Origin of the sequence: Streptosporangium lutulentum (assembly GCF_030811455.1) — a bacterium.
GTDB classification, from domain to species: domain Bacteria; phylum Actinomycetota; class Actinomycetes; order Streptosporangiales; family Streptosporangiaceae; genus Streptosporangium; species Streptosporangium lutulentum.
This window is the reverse complement of sequence record NZ_JAUSQU010000001.1, coordinates 7372382-7391460: the sequence shown is the minus strand read 5'-3', so window position 1 is coordinate 7391460 and position 19079 is coordinate 7372382. Positions and strand designations below refer to the sequence as shown.

General features: G+C 70.1%; 20 protein-coding genes. 13 read left to right on the top strand and 7 right to left on the bottom strand.

Annotation, left to right across the window (positions count from 1 at the left end; all coding sequences use genetic code 11):
* Positions 1 to 269 precede the first annotated feature (269 nt).
* Positions 270 to 410, top strand: coding sequence for a hypothetical protein (locus J2853_RS33090; RefSeq protein WP_370879446.1), 141 nt, complete (start codon positions 270 to 272; stop codon positions 408 to 410).
* Here the strand turns inward: J2853_RS33090 and J2853_RS33085 are convergent.
* A complete protein-coding gene (locus tag J2853_RS33085; RefSeq protein ID WP_307568692.1) occupies positions 407 to 1678 on the bottom strand; it encodes an IS256 family transposase in 1272 nt (423 codons plus the stop codon). The genes J2853_RS33090 and J2853_RS33085 overlap by 4 nt on opposite strands.
* Before the next feature lie 17 nt (positions 1679 to 1695).
* On the opposite strand from J2853_RS33085, the gene J2853_RS33080 reads away from it, so the two are divergent.
* The 3 genes from J2853_RS33080 (at position 1696) to J2853_RS33070 (ending at position 4897) form a co-directional block, all read left to right on the top strand.
* Entirely contained in the window at positions 1696 to 2487 is a 792-nt protein-coding gene (locus J2853_RS33080) for a hypothetical protein (RefSeq protein ID WP_307564631.1), read from the top strand.
* A gap of 319 nt (positions 2488 to 2806) precedes the next feature.
* On the top strand, positions 2807 to 3784 hold the full coding sequence (locus tag J2853_RS33075) for an asparaginase (RefSeq protein WP_307564630.1): 978 nt from the start codon (positions 2807 to 2809) through the stop codon (positions 3782 to 3784).
* A 213-nt stretch (positions 3785 to 3997) separates the two neighbouring features.
* Positions 3998 to 4897: a DMT family transporter gene (locus J2853_RS33070; RefSeq protein WP_307564629.1), complete on the top strand. Its 900-nt coding sequence runs from the start codon at positions 3998 to 4000 to the stop codon at positions 4895 to 4897.
* A 1-nt stretch (position 4898) separates the two neighbouring features.
* On the opposite strand, the gene J2853_RS33065 is transcribed toward J2853_RS33070, so the two are convergent.
* A complete protein-coding gene (locus J2853_RS33065; protein ID WP_307564628.1) occupies positions 4899 to 5408 on the bottom strand; it encodes a VOC family protein in 510 nt (169 codons plus the stop codon).
* A gap of 72 nt (positions 5409 to 5480) precedes the next feature.
* On the opposite strand from J2853_RS33065, the gene J2853_RS33060 reads away from it, so the two are divergent.
* Together J2853_RS33060 and J2853_RS33055 are read left to right on the top strand one after the other, a co-directional pair.
* Entirely contained in the window at positions 5481 to 5930 is a 450-nt protein-coding gene (locus tag J2853_RS33060) for a MarR family winged helix-turn-helix transcriptional regulator (protein WP_307564627.1), read from the top strand.
* A 97-nt stretch (positions 5931 to 6027) separates the two neighbouring features.
* Positions 6028 to 6249 carry a hypothetical protein gene (locus J2853_RS33055; protein ID WP_307564626.1) on the top strand — a complete coding sequence of 74 codons (222 nt, stop codon included), beginning with the start codon at positions 6028 to 6030 and terminating at the stop codon, positions 6247 to 6249.
* Here J2853_RS33055 and J2853_RS33050 read toward each other — a convergent pair.
* Complete coding sequence (locus J2853_RS33050) at positions 6218 to 7399, bottom strand: ROK family transcriptional regulator (RefSeq protein WP_307564625.1); 1182 nt, start codon at positions 7397 to 7399, stop codon at positions 6218 to 6220. The genes J2853_RS33055 and J2853_RS33050 overlap by 32 nt on opposite strands.
* Positions 7400 to 7478: 79 nt before the next feature.
* Here J2853_RS33050 and xylA point away from each other — a divergent pair, with 79 nt between their 5' ends.
* The 6 genes from xylA to J2853_RS33020 all read left to right on the top strand — a co-directional run bounded on the left by xylA (position 7479) and on the right by J2853_RS33020 (position 13969).
* Positions 7479 to 8630: a xylose isomerase gene (gene xylA / locus J2853_RS33045; RefSeq protein WP_307564624.1), complete on the top strand. Its 1152-nt coding sequence runs from the start codon at positions 7479 to 7481 to the stop codon at positions 8628 to 8630.
* Positions 8627 to 9985: a xylulokinase gene (xylB, locus tag J2853_RS33040; protein WP_307564623.1), complete on the top strand. Its 1359-nt coding sequence runs from the start codon at positions 8627 to 8629 to the stop codon at positions 9983 to 9985. Before xylA ends, xylB begins: the two co-directional genes overlap by 4 nt.
* Before the next feature lie 128 nt (positions 9986 to 10113).
* The gene (locus tag J2853_RS33035) at positions 10114 to 10764 is read left to right on the top strand and encodes a DUF998 domain-containing protein (protein WP_307564622.1); all 651 of its coding nucleotides are present in this window, start codon (positions 10114 to 10116) and stop codon (positions 10762 to 10764) included.
* Between the two features lie 143 nt (positions 10765 to 10907).
* On the top strand, positions 10908 to 13097 hold the full coding sequence (locus J2853_RS33030; protein ID WP_307564621.1) for a sensor histidine kinase: 2190 nt from the start codon (positions 10908 to 10910) through the stop codon (positions 13095 to 13097).
* Positions 13098 to 13211: 114 nt separating this feature from the next.
* A complete protein-coding gene (locus tag J2853_RS33025; RefSeq protein WP_089210923.1) occupies positions 13212 to 13601 on the top strand; it encodes a roadblock/LC7 domain-containing protein in 390 nt (129 codons plus the stop codon).
* Positions 13598 to 13969, top strand: a complete 372-nt coding sequence (locus tag J2853_RS33020; RefSeq protein ID WP_307564620.1) for a DUF742 domain-containing protein — start codon at positions 13598 to 13600, stop codon at positions 13967 to 13969. The genes J2853_RS33025 and J2853_RS33020 overlap by 4 nt, the downstream gene beginning before the upstream one ends.
* Before the next feature lie 289 nt (positions 13970 to 14258).
* Here the strand turns inward: J2853_RS33020 and J2853_RS33015 are convergent, their stop codons facing one another.
* The 4 genes from J2853_RS33015 to J2853_RS33000 form a co-directional block, all read right to left on the bottom strand.
* The gene (locus tag J2853_RS33015; RefSeq protein ID WP_307564619.1) at positions 14259 to 14834 is read right to left on the bottom strand and encodes a GTP-binding protein; all 576 of its coding nucleotides are present in this window, start codon (positions 14832 to 14834) and stop codon (positions 14259 to 14261) included.
* Entirely contained in the window at positions 14815 to 15162 is a 348-nt protein-coding gene (locus tag J2853_RS33010; RefSeq protein WP_307564618.1) for a DUF742 domain-containing protein, read from the bottom strand. The genes J2853_RS33015 and J2853_RS33010 overlap by 20 nt, the downstream gene beginning before the upstream one ends.
* Before the next feature lie 67 nt (positions 15163 to 15229).
* Entirely contained in the window at positions 15230 to 15637 is a 408-nt protein-coding gene (locus tag J2853_RS33005; RefSeq protein ID WP_307564617.1) for a roadblock/LC7 domain-containing protein, read from the bottom strand.
* Positions 15634 to 18108 (bottom strand): sensor histidine kinase, encoded by a 2475-nt coding sequence (locus J2853_RS33000; RefSeq protein WP_307564616.1) that lies wholly within the window; start codon positions 18106 to 18108, stop codon positions 15634 to 15636. Before J2853_RS33000 ends, J2853_RS33005 begins: the two co-directional genes overlap by 4 nt.
* 162 nt (positions 18109 to 18270) lie before the next feature.
* Between J2853_RS33000 and J2853_RS32995 the strand changes: the two genes are divergently transcribed.
* On the top strand, positions 18271 to 19077 hold the full coding sequence (locus tag J2853_RS32995) for an SDR family NAD(P)-dependent oxidoreductase (RefSeq protein WP_307564615.1): 807 nt from the start codon (positions 18271 to 18273) through the stop codon (positions 19075 to 19077).
* Positions 19078 to 19079: the final 2 nt, after the last annotated feature.

Here is a 19079-nt window from a genome sequence, read left to right as displayed (position 1 = left end):
ACACCCACGGGCTCGTGGAACCCCGCCCACCCGGCGCGACAGCCGGGCCACCACGCTGACCAGGAAGCGAAATCACGCCTCAGCCAAATGCTTCAGCCGACCACACGAAGATCACGAAAGATCGAGGTTAGGCGTTAATCACACCTCGTGGAATGGCAGACAATACGGCTGTCATATAAGCGGCGATTCGCCGCTCATATGGGGTAGCCCGCATAAAGAAGAAAGAACCCCCGGTCAATCAGCTAGGGGCGTCTTTCTATGTCAGGTCATTGCTGGAGGGTTTGGGAGACCTACAGTCCGACGGCTCCCGCTGCACGCGGCCGCCCATCCTCCACGGTGACGTCCGGCGACCGGCGCCGATCACCGTGCGCTGGAGCAATCGTCAATACCTGTGGATCAAGATCTTTTAAGCGGCTGCGGATGGGACGTGGTCGTCGGGTCGTTCGACGAGCTTGCCGCCGGTGAAGGTCGCCCCGGCGCGGACCAGCGCGACCAGATGAGGGGCGTTGACCGCGCGCCAGCGGGCCTGGGCGGACTCGATCAGCTTGAACGCCATGGCCAGCCCGGCAGCGCGTGAGCCGGGCCCCTTGGTGACCTTGGTGCGGTGCCGGACGGTGGCGAAGGTCGACTCGATCGGGTTGGTCGTGCGTAGGTGCACCCAGTGCTCGGCCGGGAAGTCATAGAAGGCGAGCAGCTCCTCGAGGTCGTCGACCACCTTGGTCACGGCCTTGGGATACTTGGCGCCGTAGGCGGCCTGGAAGCCCTTGACCGCGGCCTGGGCATGGTTTTTGTCCTCGGCGTTCCAGATCTCGGCCAGGGCCTTCTTCGCTGCGGGGTGAGCGGACTTCGGCAGCGCCCCCAGCACATTAGCGATCTTGTGAAACCAACACCTCTGCTCTCTGGCCTGCGGAAACACCTCCCGAAGCGCGGACCAGAACCCCAGCGCACCGTCCCCCATCGCCAGCACCGGCGCCCGCATCCCGCGCCTTTTGGCATCGCGCAGCAGATCGGCCCACGACTCAGCCGACTCCCGATAGCCGTCGCTCAGCGCGACGAGTTCCTTGCGGCCATCAGCGCGCACCCCGATCATCACCAGCAGGCACAGCTTGTGCTCCTCCAGCCGGATGTTGACGTGGATGCCGTCGACCCACAGGTAGACGTAGTCGGCGCCGGACAGGTCGCGGGCGGCAAACGCGCGCTGCTCGCCCTTCCAGGTCTCGGTCAGACGAGTGATCACCGGCGCGGACAGGCCCGCGGTCGAGCCGAGGAATTGGCCCAGCGCGGGGATGAAATCGCCCGAGGACAGGCCGTGCAGGTACAACAGCGGCAACACCTCGCTGACCTGCGGGGTCTTACGCGCCCAGGCCGGCAGGATCGATGAGGAGAACCGCTGACGCTCACCCGTCTGCTCGTCGATGCGCTTGTCGTTGACGCGCGGGGCCGTGACCTCGATCGCGCCGGCCGCGGTGAGGATCTCGCGCGGCTGATGGGAGCCGTTACGCACCACCAGACGGCGACCGGCCGCATCGCGCTCGTCAGCGAAGGCGGCGATGTAGGCGTCCACCTCGGCCTGCAACGCGGCGGCCAGCATCTTACGGGCGCCCTCACGGACGATCTCATCGATCAACGAGGAGGCGGCGGCCGTCGATGAGCTGTCGTCAGCGGGCGGTTCGGGCACTACGGTGAGCGGCACGGGTGTGCCTTCCCGACCGACGCGCCAACGTCGGCCTTATCTCGAAACCATCATCGGATGATCCGGGAAGGTACACCCCTCCCCGGCAGATCCACAGGTTTCGATCATTGCTCGTGCGCTGGGCCCGATACGCGCAGTCACTGACCGGCCTGCCGGTCAAGGGGATGCTGACCGGGCCGGTCACCATCGTCGCGTGGTCGTTCGTGCGCGACGACCTGCCGCTGCGCGACGTCACGTTCCAGGTCGCCGACGCCGTCCGCGCCGAGGTGCGGGACCTGGAGGCCGCGGGCGTCTCCATCATCCAGGTCGACGAGCCGGCGTTGCGCGAGCTGATGCCGTTGCGCCGCGAGTCGCAGGACGTCTACCTGGAGTGGGCCGTGGACGCCTACCGGCGGGCCACGTCGGGCGCGGGCGACCGTACCCAGATCCATACGCACCTGTGCTACTCGGACGCGGACCAGATCCTCGCCGCGATCGACGCGCTCGACGCCGACGTGACGAGCATCGAGTCGGCCCGGTCGCACGCGCGGATCCTCGATGAGCCCGCCGTGGGCGACTTCGGCCGGGGACTCGGCCCGGGGGTGTACGACATCCACTCGCCGCGCGTGCCCTCCACCGAGGAGGTCGAGGAGTCGCTGAGGAAGGCGTTGCGGGCGTTGCCCGCCGAACGGGTCTGGGTCAATCCCGACTGCGGGCTGAAGACCCGCGCGTACGGCGAGGTCGAGGCGGCGCTTGCCAACGTGGTCACGGCCGCGCGCCGCCTCCGCGAAACCGTCGTGTCCCCGGTCTCCTGAGGGTGCCGGACCGTCGATCCACGGTCCGTGAGCGGGCCTCCTGATCGCGACGGTCCGGATGTTTCCGGGGCAACCGACCCGCCCCGCGCGACGGATGCCGGGTCGTGGCGGTCCTGCGCTGGAACCTACGGCCTCAAAATATAACCCCAGTAGGGGTATGTATGGGTTATAAATGGAGGCGACCGCCTTCGGGTACGTCGGCTCCGGCGACGAGCACCCGTCGCGGCGGCCGGTACCCGGCTCAGGGGCGCGGCATCTGCTGGAGGGCGAGCCGCCCGCGGGGGTCGAACTCGTTGCGGCCCATCGAAGGGATCATGCCGTGAAGCGTGTGCTGCTGCTGGCGACCGGTGACACCATCGCCCACTCGTACCGCCCCGGACAGCAAGGCGTCGCGTCCGGGACCGAGCTCCTGAAGACCGTCCCCTCCGGCGCGCTCCCCGCGGACGTGGCGGTGGAGGTGGAGGACGTGATGGCGGAGCCGAGCTGGGACACGTCGCCCTCGACCATGCTGGGGCTGGCCCGCAGGGCCCGTTCGGCCATCCTGGAGCGGGGATTCGACGGTGTCGTGATCACTCAGGGCACCGACACGCTGGAGGACGGCGCCTTCCTCGTGGATCTTCTCGCGGGCAGGGCCGCGGAGCGGGGCGCGATCGTGCTGACCGGAGCCATGCGCGCGCTGGACGACCTGTCCAGCGACGGCCCGAGGAACCTCGCCTCGTCCATCGTGGCCGCCGCCGATGGCGCGCTGCGCGGTGCCGGCGCCGTCGTCTGCGTCAACGACGAGGTGCACGCGGCCCGCTGGGTCACCCTGGCCGACGCCACGAGCGTGGCGGGGTTCTCCTCGGCGCCCTTCCCCGTGCTGGGACGGGTGGTCGGCGGGCGGGTCGAGACGCTGGCCGCGCCGCCGGCCCGGCCCCCTCTGGTCGCCGGGGAGCCGGAGTCGGACGTCGCTCTGATCAAGACCTACCCGGGAATGGATCCCGTCCTGCTCACCGCGGTCGTGGACGCCGGGGCCCGGGGCATCGTCCTGGAGGGGACCGGCCTGGGGAACGTGCCGGTCGACCTCTTCGCGACGCTCGGCGAGCTGTCGGAGTGGGGCATCCCGACCGTCATCGCGTCCCGGTCCCTCACTCTCGGGGTTCCGCTCGACGACCTGGGCTTCCACGCGGGCCTCGCCGCAAAGCTGGGGGCGATCGGAGCCCGAGGTCTGGCGCCCTCGAAGGCGCGCGTCGCGCTGATGGTCGCCCTCGGGACGGGCGGGGTGGACGCCGTCCGCGACTGGTTCGGCAGGCTCTGATCTTTCTGGATCCCCCGGCTCCGTCCAGCCGTCCTGGACGGAGCCGGGAAGGTCTTCACCGAGTCGCAGGACCGGTCACGGCCGGTCCCGAGCGGTCGTCACCCGAGACGATCCCGGTGGGAGCACGCCGATGGTTCGATACGAACCGATCCCGGTGGGAGCACGCCGATGGTTCGATACGAACCGAAAGGTGTGGGACCTAACGTTCGGCGCATGAATCCGATCACCGTTGTACGGAGTCGCGTCGATCGCCGGGCGCTCGCGGCGGCGGCCGTCACCGTGCTGTTGTGGGCCTCGGCCTTCGTCGCCATCCGCAGCGCCACGCAGGATTTCGGACCCGGCGCCCTGGCCCTGGGACGGCTGTTCTCCGGGTCGGTCGTGCTCGGCGTCATCTGGTCGGTACGGCGCGAGGGGCTGCCACCGCGTGCCGCGTGGCCCGGCATCCTGGCCTCGGGGATCCTGTGGTTCGGCCTGTACATGGTCGTCCTGAACTGGGGCGAGCAGGAAGTGGACGCCGGCACCGCCGCGATGGTCGTCAACATCGGCCCAATGGTGATCGCGCTTCTCGGTGGCCTGCTGCTCAAGGAGGGGTTCCCCCCTCGGTTGATGGCCGGTATGGCGGTGTCGTTCGTCGGCGCCGTCGTGGTGGGCGTCTCCATGTCCGACGGCGGTCGCTCGTCGATCCTCGGTGTCCTGCTCTGCCTGGTCGCGGCCGTGACGTACGCCGCCGGGGTCGTCAGCCAGAAGCCCGCGCTGCGGCACGCCTCGGCGCTTCAGGTCACCACCTTCGGCTGCTTCGTCGGGACGACGGCCTGCCTGCCGTTCGCGGGCCAGCTGGTGTCGCAGCTCGGGACCGCGCCGCTGTCCGCGACGTTGAACGTCCTCTACCTGGGCGTCTTCCCGACGGCTCTGGCCTTCACGACCTGGGCCTACGCCCTCGCCCGCACCACCGCGGGCAAGATGGGCGCCACCACGTATGTCGTTCCGGCCCTGGTGGTCCTGATGTCCTGGGTGGTCCTCGGAGAGGTCCCCGGCCGGCTGACCCTGCTCGGCGGCCTGCTCTGCCTGGCCGGCGTGGCCGTCTCACGGGGTCGGGGAGCGACCGTCCGGTGATTCAGGCGGGGGTCGAGACGCCGAGGCCGCCGCGGGTCCGCGCGCCGTACCGCTCCTTCTCCCGGGCGAGGTCGAGGGGCTTGACGCCGGTGCGCCCGTCGAGCACGTCGTCGGTGAGCAGGTCGGCCGGGACCAGCCAGGACACCTCGAACTCCAGGCCGTCGGGGTCCTTGGCGTACAGGGCCTTGGTGGTGGAGTGGTCCGAGGCGCCGACGAGGGCGTTCATCTCGCCGAGCTTGAGGGAGATCCGCTCCAGTTCGTCCAGGGTGTCGACCTCCCAGGCCAGGTGGTAGAGCCCGACGGTGGTGCGCCCGGCCCCGGTGGGACCCGCCTGGGCGCCGACCTCGAACAGGCCGAGGTCGTGGTCGTTGGCGGAGCCGGCGGCCTGGAGGAACGCGGCGCCCCGGAAGCCCATGACGACCTTGAACCCGAGGGCCTCCTGGTAGAAGGCGACGCTGCGCTCGACGTCGCGCACGTACAGGACCGCGTGGTTGAGCCGCTGAACGGGCATGATTCCTCCTCGAAACTTGAACTCTCAAGTAGATTACCTCCGTTTTGTTGAGAGCTCAAGTAAGATGAGTCCGTGACGCGATGGCTGGACGATGACGAGCAGCGCACCTGGCGTGCGTTCATGGCGACCTCGCAACTGGTCCACGAGGAGCTGGACCGGCAGTTGCAGAGAGACTCCGGCATGCCGCACGCCTACTACGCGGTGCTGGTGAAGCTGTCGGAGGCACCCGACCGCACGCTGCGGATGAGCGAGCTGGCGACGGAGCTCAACTCCTCGCAGAGCCGGCTCTCGCACGCGGTGGCGCGGCTGGAGGAGCGCGGCTGGGTGCGGCGGCGGCCGTGCGCGGCGGACAAGCGCGTGAGCTGGGCGGTTCTGACCGATGAGGGGTTCGCGGCGCTGGCCTCGGCGGCACCGGGACACACCGAGGCGGTACGGCGGAGCTTCTTCGACCGGCTCACCCCCGAGCAGGTCCGTCAGCTCGCCGAGATCTGCGGGGCGGTGCTCGGGAAAACGGGCTCCTGAGCGGCTTCCCGAGCGGATCGGAGCGGGCCTCCCGGAGACTGTCGGTCCCACGTCGTACCGTGGGCCCCGGTCATTCGACGAAAACGGGGGATGCGGCATGACGGAGGCTTCTCTGATCCGGACGAACGTCGAGCACGAGGCGAACCGCGTGCTCTTCGGGATCGTCCACGAGGTCGCGAAGGGATACGCCGGGGCGAGCGTGCCCGAGGTGGCGGCGGTGCTCCGCCGGAGGCTGGTCGACGTTCCGGGCCTGGACGGGCAGGGGATCCGGCGGATCGCCGAGGAGATCAGTGTGGGCCGCGACCCGTCTGGCCTTTAGCGAGGTGGGTCCACGGGTCGGCGATGATCCGGTGGATGACCTGTCCGGCGGCCCCCAGGGTCGCGGCGTCGCCGCCGAGCCGGGAGACGGTCAGTTCGGGGACGGCGCGGCGCATCCTGGCCAGCCGGGCGGTCATCGTCTCAAGGACCGGGCCGCGGATCCAGGGGAACAGCGGCGCGAAGACGCCGCCCAGCACGATCGTCCCGGGATCCATCAGGTTGATCGCCGAGGTGAGGGCGATGCCGAGGGCCTGCCCGGCGCATTCGCACGCCTCCAGCGCGCGTGGCTCGCCGGCGTGGAGGCGCTCCACCAGCTCGGGGATCCCCGCCAGGCCTCCCCCCAGGTCGGCGGCTCGCAGCAGGGCCTCCTGGCCCGCGTACTGCTCCAGGCAGCCCTTCCCGCCGCAGCGGCAGTCCGGGCCGTCAGGGGAGACGATCACATGTCCCAGCTCCCCGGCGAGCCCCCGCGCGCCGCGGAACAGCGTGCCGCCGACCACCAGGCCGGCGCCGATCCCTATCTCCCCCGATACGTGGAGGAAGTCCCCCGGCCCGGACCCGAACCAGAGCTCGCCGAGGGCGGCGAGATTGGCCTCGTTGTCCACAGCCACGGGAAAGTTCAGCAACTCGCCGACGCGGACGTCGTGCCAGCCGAGGTTCGGGGCGGTGTGGAGCAGCCCCTTGTCCACAGGACCGGGCACCGCGAGGGTGGAACCGGCGATGGTGAGACCCTCCAGGCGTGCTTCATCCACAGCCTTGTGGAATAGTTTCTGCAGGTGGGACAGAGTTTCCACAGGCGAGGCCACCCGGTTGTCCACAGCCTGTGTATAGCGAAGCCGCACCGAGAGGGTGAGGTCGACGACACACGCCGACAGATAGTCGACGTTGATCTCCAGGCCGAGCGCCGCGACGCGTTTCCCGCTGAGGGTGACCGCCGTGCCGGGCCGTCCCCGCTCGCCACCCCTGAGCGCGCCCGACTCGGTGACCATGCCGGCGTCGATCAGGTCGCCGACCATCTTCGACACCGTGGTCTTGGTCAGCCCGGTCATCTCCGCCAGTGCCGCACGCGTGATCGGCCCGCTCCTGCGAACCTCGCCGAGGACCACTCCGAGGTTGCGGGCGCGCATCGAGTCGTGGCGTACGGCCTGCGTCATGAAACACCCACCCCTTGACGATGCCACCAACTCGATCCATATTAAGTCCATAAAGTGGACTAAATCGGAGGAAGAACAGATGAGTGCTTATACCCCCAAGCCCGAGGACCGCTTCACCTTCGGTTTGTGGACCGTCGGCTGGCAGGCCCGTGACCCCTTCGGAGACGCCTCGCGGGCGCCGCTGGACCCGGTGGAGAGCGTTCACAGGCTCGCCGAGCTCGGCGCGTACGGCGTCACCTTCCACGACGACGACCTGCTGGCCGTCGAGCCGGACCGGGACAAGGCGATCGCGAGCTTCAAGAAGGCGCTGGCCGAGACCGGGATGAAGGTCCCGATGGCCACCACGAACCTGTTCACCCACCCGATCTTCAAGGACGGCGCGTTCACCAGCAACGACCGCGAGGTCCGCCGCTACGCGCTGCGCAAGGTCATCCGCAACGTCGACCTGGCCGCCGAGCTCGGCGCGACCACCTACGTCTGCTGGGGCGGCCGTGAGGGCTCCGAGTCCGGGGCCGCCAAGGACATCAGGGCCGCGCTCAGCCGCTACAAGGAGGGCATGGACCTGCTGACCTCCTACGTGATCGAGCAGGGCTACGACATCCGGTTCGCCATCGAGCCCAAGCCGAACGAGCCGCGCGGTGACATCCTGCTCCCGAGCATCGGCCACGCGCTCGCCTTCATCAACGAGCTTGAGCACTCCGACCGCGTCGGCCTCAACCCCGAGGTCGGCCACGAGGAGATGGCCGGGCTCAACTTCGCGCACGGCATCGCGCAGGCGCTCTGGCACGGCAAGCTCTTCCACATCGACCTGAACGGCCAGCACGGTCCCAAGTACGACCAGGACCTGATCTTCGGTCACGGTGACGTGAAGAACGCGTTCTTCGTGGTGGACCTGCTGGAGAACGGCGGCTACGACGGCCCCCGGCACTTCGACTACAAGCCGCTGCGCACCGAGGACGCCGAGGACGTCTGGGTCTCCGCCGCGGCCAACATGCGCACCTACCTGATCCTGAAGGAGAAGGTGAAGGCCTTCCGCGCGGACCCCGAGGTCGCCGAGGCGCTCGCCGCGAGCAAGGTCGCCGAGCTGGCCGAGCCCACGCTGGCTCCCGGGGAGACGCTCGCGGACCTGAACCGCGACGACTTCGACCTCGACAAGGTCGCCGAGCGCGGCTTCCACTTCACCCGCCTGAACCAGCTCGCCGTCGAGCACCTCCTCGGGGTCCGCGGATGACCCTCGTGGCCGGGGTCGACTCGTCGACCCAGAGCTGCAAGGTGGTGATCAGGGACGCGAAGACGGGCGCCCTGGTGAGGCAGGGGCGCGCGGCCCACCCGGACGGGACCGAGGTCGATCCCGAGGCGTGGTGGACGGCACTCCAGGAGGCGATCGCGCAGGCGGGCGGCCTGGACGACGTCGAGGCCATGGGCGTGGGCGCCCAGCAGCATGGCATGGTCTGCCTGGACGAGTCCGGGGCCGTCGTCAGGGACGCGCTGCTCTGGAACGACACCCGCTCGGCCCGCGCCGCCGCCGACCTGGTCGAGGAGCTGGGAGGCCCGGCCACGTGGGCCGAGGCGGTCGGCAGCGTGCCGGTCGCGTCGTTCACCGTGACCAAGCTCCGCTGGCTGGCGGAGCACGAGCCCGACAGCGCCCGCCGTACGGCCAGGGTGTGCCTGCCGCACGACTGGCTCACCTGGAGGCTGGGCGGGGAGTTCGTCACCGACAGGGGCGACGCGTCCGGGACCGGATACTGGTCGCCCGCGACCGGGGAGTACCGGACCGATCTCCTCCGGCTGGCCTTCGGCGCCGAACCCGGACTTCCCCGCGTCCTGGGCCCCCACGACGCGGCGGGGGGTCATGGGTCCGTACGGCTCGCGCCGGGGACCGGGGACAACATGGCGGCGGCCCTCGGGGTCGGCGCCGAACCCGGGGACGTGGTGGTCTCGATCGGGACCTCCGGGACGGCGTTCGCGGTCGCGGGGAGCCCGAGCGCCGACCCGAGCGGTGCCGTGGCCGGGTTCGCGGACGCCACCGGGCGCTTCCTGCCGCTGGTGGCCACGCTCAACGCGGCCAGGGTCCTCAGCGCCACCGCCGGGATGCTCGGGGTCGACCTCGACCGGTTCGACCGGCTGGCGCTGGAGGCCCCCGCCGGGTCGGGCGGCCTCGTCTACGTGCCCTACCTGGAGGGCGAGCGGACCCCGAACCTCCCCGACGCGACCGGATCGCTGCACGGGCTGACCCTGAAGACCTCGACCCCCGCCCACCTGGCGAGGGCGGCGGTGGAGGGCCTGCTCTGTCACCTGGCCGACGCGTTCGACGCCCTCGGACTCGACCCGGCCAGGGTGCTGCTCATCGGGGGCGGGGCCAGGTCGGAGGCCGTACGGCGGATCGCCCCCGCGGTTTTCGGGCGGCCCGTGGTCGTCCCCGAACCGGGGGAGTACGTCGCGGACGGGGCGGCCAGGCAGGCCGCCTGGCTGCTCGGCGGCGGCGACGAGCCCCCGGTCTGGGAGGCGGGTGGGACGGAGCACTTCGAGGCCGACGCCACGCCGGAGGTCAGGTCCCGTTACGCCGAGGTCCGCGACGGTCGTTGAGAGGGACGTCGGGAGACGCGGTCACCCCCACCCCTACAGGGGTGTGGCCGCGTCTCAGGGGTGGGTCAGGGTCGGATCAGGGGTGCCGCCGGATGCCTGAAAGGGCGTCTGGAGGACAGTCTTGAAACATGCTCGCGCTGAAGAGGCTCTCCCCCCTGCTCGCCTGTGCCGGGATCGCCGTGGCCGCCGTGGCCATGGTCGCCGGCCTGATCTCCCCCGGCCCGTACCCGGACGCCCTCAACCTGACGATCAGCGAGTACGCCGCACTGGAAGGCGGGGGAGCCATCCCGTTCGCGATGGGGGCCCTGGGGATCGCGTCCTTCGCGCTGGTGGCGGGACTGCGGGCGGTCAAGGCGCCGGTGGGAGTGACGGCGGAGCGGCTGATGCTGACGTGGAGCGCGGCGCTGGTCGTCCTCGCGATCGTGCCGAGTGCCGCCCCGGGGCCGTTCATGGACCTGAGCTCGCAGGTGCACCGCTACGTGTCGATCGCCGCCTTCGTCGCGATGCCCGCGGCGGGCGCCTTGATGGTGACGCGGTTCGGTGAGGACGAGCGGTGGCGGGTGGTGGCCAGGCCGGTGGAGTGGCTGGCGCTGGCCGGTGGGTTCGGGCTGCTGGCGATCACCTACGTGGCCCTTCCGGGGGACGGGGTGCTGATCGGACTGGTCGAGCGGATCCTGCTCGGGACCGAGATCGCGCTGCTCGGAGTGCTGGCCGTACGGCTGGCGCAGCTGACCTGGGTGCGTGAGACCGCCCGTGCCTCACAAGCCGCTATGAGCTAATACATCACCTGTCATCGCTATTTCCTCTCATGTCACAAATGGGCTACAAATAGGTCGAGCGTTCGGTGCTATCCTCGTCGGCGATCTGGAGATCGCGCGGGGACCCCCCTCCCGGCGCTCCAAGACCGAACCGTTGAGGTGACATGGCATCGAGTAGGTCCATCCGGTTCAAGGTCTCGGTGCTCCTGGCCATCCCCCTGACCTCGCTGGTCGCGCTCTGGGGTTTCGCGGCGACGGTGACCGTCGGCGACTCCATGAAGCTGCTGACCATCGGCACGCTGTACGACTCCATCGGCAAGCCCGGCGGCGACCTGAGCAGATCCGTCCAGCGCGAGCACCTCCTGTCGGCCGAATACCTGGCCAGCCGATCGGACGCCGACCGCGACACCCTCGCCGGTCAGCGCATGGTCACCGACCAGGCCCGCGCCCGCTTCCAGCAGGAGGCCGGCGATCCCTCCGCGCAGTCGGCCATGACCGCGGAGATGAAGCTCCGCTTCGGCGAGCTGGTGAGCCGGGTGAACGAGCTCGACGAGATCCGCTCCAAGGTGGACAACGGCCGGATCGGGCTCACCGGGCTCTCCTCGGAGTTCGCACGGGTACCCGACGCGATGAACCTGCTCACCAACAGCATGAGCCTGAACAACGACCTGACGCTCTACCACCAGTCGCGCACCGTCACGATGATCAGTCAGGCCAAGGACCTCCTCAACCGCGAGCGGGCGCTCGCCGCCGAGGCGCTGACACTCGGAAGGCCGCTGCCGTCGGAGGAGTTGCGCCTGTTCACCCAGTTCTCCACGAACCGGGCCTTCCTCATGGATCAGGCGCTGCCCGAGCTGGAGTCGGATCTGCGCGTGCCCTTCGCCGAGCTGACGGCCTCGGCGCTGTACGCCCGGTTCGCCGGTCTGGAGAACCGCCTGCTGTCCGGCGGCGTCGTGTCGGCCACCGACTGGCGAAGCGCCGGCGACGAGCTGGAGGCCCTCTACGAGCGGTCCCTGACGGCGACGGACCTGGTGCTCACCGGCCGGGCGGCCCCCTCGGCCACCGGCGTGTTCGTCAGGGCCGGTGTCGCCGGCGCCCTGGGACTCGTCGCGGTCGTCGCGTCGCTGCTGATCTCCTACCGCGTGGGCAGCGGGCTCACCCGGGAACTCGCCGGCCTGCGGCGCTCCGCCATCGACCTCGCGGAGGTACGGCTGCCGCGGGTCATGGAGAAGCTGCGCAGGGGCGAGAAGGTGGACGTGAACGCCGAGGCGCCGCCCCTGGAACCGCTGGGCAGCACGGCCGAGGTCCTCGACGTCGCCGCCGCCTTCGACAGCGTCCAGCACCGTGCGGTGGACGCCGCCGTGGAACAGGCCAGGCTGCGCGAGGGCGTCGGCCAGGCATTCCGCAACCTCGCCCGCCGGAGCCAGTCCCTGCTGCAGCGCCAGCTCAAGATGCTCGACGGGATGCAGAAGCAGGCGGAGGACCCCGAGGCGCTGGAGAACCTGTTCCGGCTCGACCACCTCACCACCCGCATGCGCCGCCACGCCGAGGGTCTGGTGATCCTGTCCGGCGGGGCCTCGGGGCGCAGGTGGCGCTCCTCGGTGCCGATGGAGGACGTGCTGCGCGGCGCCGCCGCCCAGGTCGAGAACTACGCCCGGGTGCGGATCTACTCGATGGAAGGCGTCACCGTGGTCGGCAACGCGGCGGCGGACATGATGCACCTGTTCGCCGAGATCATCGAGAACGCCACGGTCTTCTCCCCGCCGGGGAGCCAGGTGTCGGTCCAGGGCGGGGTCGTGGGCCGGGGTTTCGCGATCGAGATCGAGGACAGGGGACTCGGACTGTCCCCGGAGAGACTCGCCGCGATCAACGAGCGCCTGGCCAGCCCGCCGGAGTTCGACCCGGCCGAGACCGATCGCCTGGGCTTCGCGGTGGTCGGCCTGCTGGCCTCCCGGTACGGGGTCGAGGTGAAGCTGCGGGTCTCACCGTACGGAGGGACCGGAGTCGTCGTCGTCCTCCCCACGGAACTGCTGGGCGAACCGGAGCAGCCCGAGCCGGCGGAGCCGGTGCTGGCGCTGCTGCCGGAGCGCCCGGGACCCGTGGAGGCGGGAGAACCCGTGGAGACGATCTCCACAGACCTGTGGAGGCCGCTGCGGCGCGGAAACGGCGGGCTGCCCCGCCGGGTGCGCCAGGCGAACCTGTCGTCGCGGCTGGGCCAGGAGCCCGGACAGGCGACGCCCGAGATCGAGGCCAAGGAACGATCACCTGAGGAGGCCAGGGCGGTGCTCAGCTCGCTCCAGTCGGGATGGCGGCGCGGGCGCGCGGAGGACGACAACGAAGGCGAGAAGCGATGAACCGGAACCGTGAACGAAGACGCGAGGCCGAGACCCGCATGGCGAGACCGGATTCACGGAGCCGGCGAGGGCAGGAAACGAGCGAGATCATCAGAGGGGAAGGGGTTTAACCACGTGCCGGGTGAGCTGTATTGGCTGCTGGATGACTTTGTCACGAGTGTGGCGGACGTCTCGCATGCGCTGATCCTGTCCAACGACGGGTTGATGATGGCCTCGTCCCGAGGGCTGAGCAAGGAGGACGCCGATCATCTCTCAGCGGTGGCCTCCGGCTTCCAGAGTCTCGCCAAGGGGACCAGCCTGCAGTTCGGTGGCGGGGCCGTACGCCAGACGATGGTGGAGATGGACTCGGCGTTCCTCTTCGTCACCTCGGCGGGCCAGGGAAGCTGTCTGTCGGTCATGACCACCGGCGCCGCGGACGTGGGCCTGATCGCCTACGAGATGGCCCGGCTGGTCACCCGCGTCGGCCAGCATCTGGCCACCGGTCCCCGGATGGCAGGCCAATGAAAGACGACATCGAGTGGATCGACGAGGAGGCGGGACCCGTCGTCCGCCCCTACGCGCTGACCGGTGGGCGGACGAAGACGTCGTCCACCGCGTTCGATCTGCTGTCGATGGCCGTGGCGACGGGGGCGACGATCTCATCGGGTTCGCCGCTGGGGTCCGAGCACCGGCGGCTGCTCAGGCTGGTGAGACGGGCGCGGCCGGTCGTGGAGATCGCCTCGGACGCCGGGCTGCCGATCGGAGTGATCAAGGTGCTGCTGGGAGATCTGCTGGATCAGGGTCTCATCCTGGTGCGGTCGCCGCTTCCGTCGGCCTCGGTGCCTCCTGAGAGCCTTCTCAGAGAGGTGATCCGGGGCCTCCGGGCTCTTTGACCGTCCCCCGGGATCGTGATCTCTCCGGGCCGTCTGGGCGCTTTCACGAGGCGCTTCGGCGGCCCGGCCGCACGTCCGGGCCGCCGCCCGCACGCCGGGTGCGGCGGTGCGGCGTGCGACGAGGGCATGCGGCGGTGCGGTGACGTTCGGCGGGGGAGCACGCGACCGGCACGGCGTGGCCCGCGGCGATACGGCGCGCACACGCCGGGAACGGCGTGCACGCGCATGCCCGGAAAGGGGCATGACGGACCGGTAGCCTCGCGACGAGGGCCGCGGGCCACCGATCCGCTCAGCTCTGGCTGGCCGTGAGCACCTTCAGGGAGTGCTCCACGAGCGCCACCAGCACGGTCTTGGCCGAGACGCGGCGCCGTACGTCGCACAGCAGCACCGGCACGTCGGCGTCCAGGTCGAGGGCGACCCGCACGTCGTCGGCCTCGTGCCGGTCGGCGCCGTCGAAGCAGTTGACCGCGACGATGAACGGCGTGCCCCGCTGCTCGAAGTAGTCGATCGAGGGGAAGCAGTCGGTCAGCCGCCGGGTGTCGGCCAGCACGACCGCGCCCAGCGCGCCGTAGGACAGCTCGTCCCACATGAACCAGAACCGCTCCTGCCCGGGGGTGCCGAACAGGTACACGACCAGGCCCTCACGGATCGTGATGCGACCGAAGTCCATCGCGACCGTGGTGGTGGTCTTGCCTTCCACGCCGTCGACGTCGTCGATGCCGATACCGCGGTCGGAGAGCACCTCCTCCGTGCGGAGCGGCCGGATCTCGCTGATGGCGCCGACAAGCGTGGTTTTGCCCACCCCAAAGCCACCCGCGATGAGAATCTTGAGCGCGACGGGTTCGTCAGAGGGCCCGAAGTCCATTGATCACTTCCTTGAGAATGCGCTCGCTCGCAGAGGCGCGCCCGATCGAGATGAGCTTGTGGTCCTGCAGGTCGCCCAGAAGAACGCGGACCACGCCAAGCGGCAGGTTGAGGTCCGAGGCGACGTCGGCGACCGAGGTCGCGGTGGTGACCATGGCGAGGATGCGTTCCTGCTCAGGTCCGGGCACGAACCCCCCGGACGAGACGGCGCCGGTCGAGGTGACCATCGCGATCAGATCCAGCGTGTCACCCGATGACCGGGTGCGGCCTCCGATGAGAGCGTAGGGGCGGACGACCGGTCCGGCCTCCTCGTCCATCCACTGGGTCATCCGGTCCCCCCGTCCGTGGCTCGGGGATCGAATGGCCGATGGAGGCCGTGGTGGCCTGCTTCCCCATTCACGAGATGCCTTGGCGTGGTTGGGTGGAGATGTGCTGGCCGACGCGCTTGACCAGCATCGCCATCTCGTAGGCGATGTGGCCGACGTCGGCGTCGGAGTCGCTCAGCACGGCCAGGCAGGTTCCTCGTCCCGCGGCGGTCACGAAGAGGAACGCCGATTCCATCTCCACGATGGTCTGGCGCACCTCGCCGCCGCCGAAGTGGCGCCCGGCTCCGCGCGCCAGGCTCTGGAACCCGGCGGCGACCGCGGACAGGTGTTCCGCGTCCTCGCGGCCGAGCCCCTTGGAGAAGCCGACGGCGAGCCCGTCGGTGGACAGGATCACTGCCTGACGCACCGCGCCCACCCTGCTGGTCAGGTCGTCGAGGAGCCAGTTCAGCTCGCCGGTGTTAGTCAGTTTTCCGGTCATTCGTCCCCCTTGTCGCCTGTCGTCATTTGGTGTGCGAAGTCATTTGCCTGCTCCTCGCGTCCGCGCTGCGAGCCTGCCTGGAAGGCGGAGAACAGCGCGCGGACCTTTTCGGGCGAGCGCTCCTCGGCGGGCTCGGAGGCGGGCTCTGGAGCGGCGGGCCCCGGTTTGGCGGGCGCCTCGGGCTCCTGGCGGAGCTGCGGGGCCAGGTTGGCCTGCCTCACCCGGCGGGGCAGGCTGCCCGGTCCGGTGGTGGTGTGGAAGGACGCCTGACGTGCCGTCTCACGCACCGGCTCGCGCTGCGTCCCGGGATCCGGCTCGGCGCCCGGCCCGCGGTCCGTCTTCTGCGCCGGCTCACGATCCGGCTCGCGGCGCGTCTCACGGGCGGGTTCGCGCTGCGTCCCGGGATCCGGATCGAGGTCCGGCGCGCCGTGCGTCCCGGCGGTGACCGGCCGGTCGGCGGGAGGGTCGGACACCACGCTGAGGGCCGGTCCGGTGGCGGACTGGGCGGCGGGGGCCGTCCTCGTCCTGCGGGGCAGGCCCTTGCCGGAGAGGCCGGACTCCAGGGCGTTCGGCGGCGCGGGCTCGGAGAGCTGCCCCGGCCGGTCGGCCACGCGCTCGGCGGTGAGGGTGAGCGGTGAGGGGCGCTCGGTGAGCACCGTGCGGGGGATGAGGACGATGGCCGTGGTGCCGCCGAACGGGGAGCCGCGCAGGATGACCTGGACGCCGTGCCGGGAGGCGAGCTGGCCCACCACGAACAGGCCGAGGCGGGCGCTGTCGGCCAGGTCGAACTCCGGCGGGTTGGCCAGCCGTTCGTTGATCGCCGCGTACTCCATGCCACTCAGGCCCAGGCCGCGGTCCTCCACCTCGACGGCGAACCCGTTGGCGACGACGTCGCCGCGTACGGTCACCGTGGTCTGCGGCGGTGAGTAGATCGTGGCGTTCTCGATGAGCTCGGCCACCAGGTGGGTGATGTCGGCGACCGCGGCCCCGTCGAGCGAGAGATCGGGCAGCGGCAGCACGTTGACCCTGGTGTAGTCCTCGACCTCGGCGATCGCGGCCCGCAGGATGTCGATCACCGGCACCGGCCTGCGCCAGGACCGGCCGGGCGCCGCGCCGGAAAGGATGATCAGGCCCTCCGCGTGCCGCCGCATGCGGGTGGTGAGGTGGTCCAGCCGGAACAGGTCCTCAAGGCTGTCGGGGTCGGTCGCCCTGTGCTGCATGCTGTCCAGCAGGGTGAGCTGGCGCTGGAGCAGGCTCTGGTTGCGCCGGGCCAGGTTCACGAAGACGTGGCTGACGCCGCGGCGCAGGTTCGCCTGGCCGACGGCGGCCTCGACGGCGGTGCGCTGCACCGAGCCGAACGCCTGGGCCACGTCGCGGACCTCGGGCGAGCCGCTCGCCTCGATCGGCGGGGCCTCGGCCCGCACGTCCACCTCCTCGCCGCGCCGGAGCCGCTCCACGACGTGCGGGAGCCGTACGTCCGCCAGGTCCAGAGCGGCCGAGCGGAGGCCCGCCAGCTCGTTGGCCAGCCGGCGGCCGAAGCGGATCGAGATGATGATCGACGCGACCACCGCGATCAGGCCGACGCCGCCGGCGACGATGATCCGGACCAGGATGCCGGTGGCCACCGACTGGGCCCGGTCGGCCAGCTCCTTGGAGGAGGCGAGGCCGATCTGGTCGAGCCAGGACGCGATCCCGTCCGAGGTCGCCTTCCAGGTGGCCGCGTCGGGAGGCAGCCGGTTGCCGGTGCTCGCGATGATGGTCTTCTCCAGGGCGGTGAACTTCTCGAAGGCCGTGGAGTTGAAGGTGTCGCGGTACGGCTTGCTCAGCGCGGCGTCCAGGGAAGACAGGCCGTGCGCGTACAGGTAGCGCCGGTTGGCGACGTACTCGCCGAAGGCGCTGCGTTCCTCCGCCGACAGCCGGTAGTCGATCAGCGCCCCGCTGATCAGCGCGTTCTCCCTGGCGAGCATCTCGCGGCCGCTGCCCATCGCCTGCATGGCCGTGGCCTGCTGGAAGATCGAGAGATCGGGAACCGCGATCATCTGGTCGTACACGAGGAAGACCGAGTCCAGGATCTGGTTGTAGTTCGACAGCACGCTCAGCCGTGAGTGCTGGCCGTTGTCGACGCCGGAGCGGATGCCGGGGAGCCGGTCGAGCTGGCGGAGCATTCCCTCCAGGGACGCGTGGAGCTCGGGGGTGCCGGAATGGAACTCGGCCTCGGCCTTCCTGAACGCCGCGACGGCCTGGTTGGTGCGGGTGCGCTGCCCGCCGATCTCGCTGGTGAGCACCCGGGTGCTGATCGCGACCGTGGACTGCATCCGCTCGGCCTGGAGTTGAAGTCCCAGTTCGGTGGAGGTGAGGCCGACCGTTTGGTAGAGGGCGTCCGCTCGCAACAGGGCCGCGCCGTCACCGACGGTCAGGTTGAGGACAAAACCCCACAGTGCGCTCAGCGACAACAGGGGCAGGAGCAGCAACAGGAAGATCTTAAACCGAATTGACCGGTTTCCAGAGCCCATGTCCACTCGTCCCAACCTCTGAGCGTGTGGAGGCTTGCGCCGCTTTAGGGATAAATACGCCTCCGGAAGATCGCACAGGAGACTAGCACCGAATAAGGTTTCCGCGCAGTGGAGGATCTGATGATTAGTGTGATTACAGGGGCTAGTGCCGGAATCGGTGAGGCCGCCGCGGTGGAGCTCGCCAAGCGCGGGCAGCGCATTGTTCTGGTCGGCCGTAATTCCGGCAGGCTGGCTCGGGTGGCCGATCGGGTGAAAGCGGTTAGCGGAACGATCCCGGATACGTTGACCTGCGATTACACATCCCTGGAAGACGTGCGGAAGCTCGGCGCGGAGCTGCTCTCCCGCTACGAGCGGATCGACGTGCTGATCAACAACGCGGGCGTCATGACCACCGAGCGGAAGCTCACGGGTGACGGCCACGAGATGATGATCCAGGTGAACCACCTCGCGCCCTTCCTTCTGACGAACCTGCTGCTGGAGCGGGTGAAGGGCAGGGTGATCACCACCACGTCCAGGGCCGCCAAGACCGGGCGCCTGGATCCGGCCGACCTGAGCCGGGACAGGCGGCGGTGGAGCGGCTGGTTGCAGTACGGCGACTCCAAGCAGGCCGGAGCGCTGTTCACGGTGGAACTGGCCCGGCGGCTCTCCGGGACGGGCGTGACCGCCACCTGTTTCCACCCGGGCGTGATCAAGACGGAGTTCGCCCCGGGGACGTTCATGATGTGGATGGTGCAGAACATCCCGGGCATGGGACAGACCGTGGAGGAGGGCGCGAGCACCATGGTCCACCTCGCCACCCACCCGGACGGCGCCGCCCATCCGGGCCGCTACTTCGCCAAGAGCGCCCCGGCCGCGGTGCCCAGGGGGATGAGGGACCCCGATCTGGCGCGCGCCCTCTGGGACGCCAGCGCCGCGGCCGTCGGGTGACC

What these genes read in the sequence shown, in the direction of transcription:
- J2853_RS33020 (WP_307564620.1), top strand. Translation starts at nt 13,598, where the DNA reads ATGAAAGACGACATCGAGTGGATCGACGAGGAGGCGGGACCCGTCGTC.
- J2853_RS33050 (WP_307564625.1), bottom strand. Translation starts at nt 7,399, where the DNA reads ATGACGCAGGCCGTACGCCACGACTCGATGCGCGCCCGCAACCTCGGA.
- J2853_RS33030 (WP_307564621.1), top strand. Translation starts at nt 10,908, where the DNA reads ATGGCATCGAGTAGGTCCATCCGGTTCAAGGTCTCGGTGCTCCTGGCC.
- J2853_RS33035 (WP_307564622.1), top strand. Translation starts at nt 10,114, where the DNA reads ATGCTCGCGCTGAAGAGGCTCTCCCCCCTGCTCGCCTGTGCCGGGATC.
- xylB (WP_307564623.1), top strand. Translation starts at nt 8,627, where the DNA reads ATGACCCTCGTGGCCGGGGTCGACTCGTCGACCCAGAGCTGCAAGGTG.
- J2853_RS33055 (WP_307564626.1), top strand. Translation starts at nt 6,028, where the DNA reads ATGACGGAGGCTTCTCTGATCCGGACGAACGTCGAGCACGAGGCGAAC.
- J2853_RS32995 (WP_307564615.1), top strand. Translation starts at nt 18,271, where the DNA reads ATGATTAGTGTGATTACAGGGGCTAGTGCCGGAATCGGTGAGGCCGCC.
- J2853_RS33005 (WP_307564617.1), bottom strand. Translation starts at nt 15,637, where the DNA reads ATGACCGGAAAACTGACTAACACCGGCGAGCTGAACTGGCTCCTCGAC.
- J2853_RS33070 (WP_307564629.1), top strand. Translation starts at nt 3,998, where the DNA reads ATGAATCCGATCACCGTTGTACGGAGTCGCGTCGATCGCCGGGCGCTC.
- J2853_RS33065 (WP_307564628.1), bottom strand. Translation starts at nt 5,408, where the DNA reads ATGCCCGTTCAGCGGCTCAACCACGCGGTCCTGTACGTGCGCGACGTC.
- xylA (WP_307564624.1), top strand. Translation starts at nt 7,479, where the DNA reads ATGAGTGCTTATACCCCCAAGCCCGAGGACCGCTTCACCTTCGGTTTG.
- J2853_RS33015 (WP_307564619.1), bottom strand. Translation starts at nt 14,834, where the DNA reads ATGGACTTCGGGCCCTCTGACGAACCCGTCGCGCTCAAGATTCTCATC.
- J2853_RS33010 (WP_307564618.1), bottom strand. Translation starts at nt 15,162, where the DNA reads ATGACCCAGTGGATGGACGAGGAGGCCGGACCGGTCGTCCGCCCCTAC.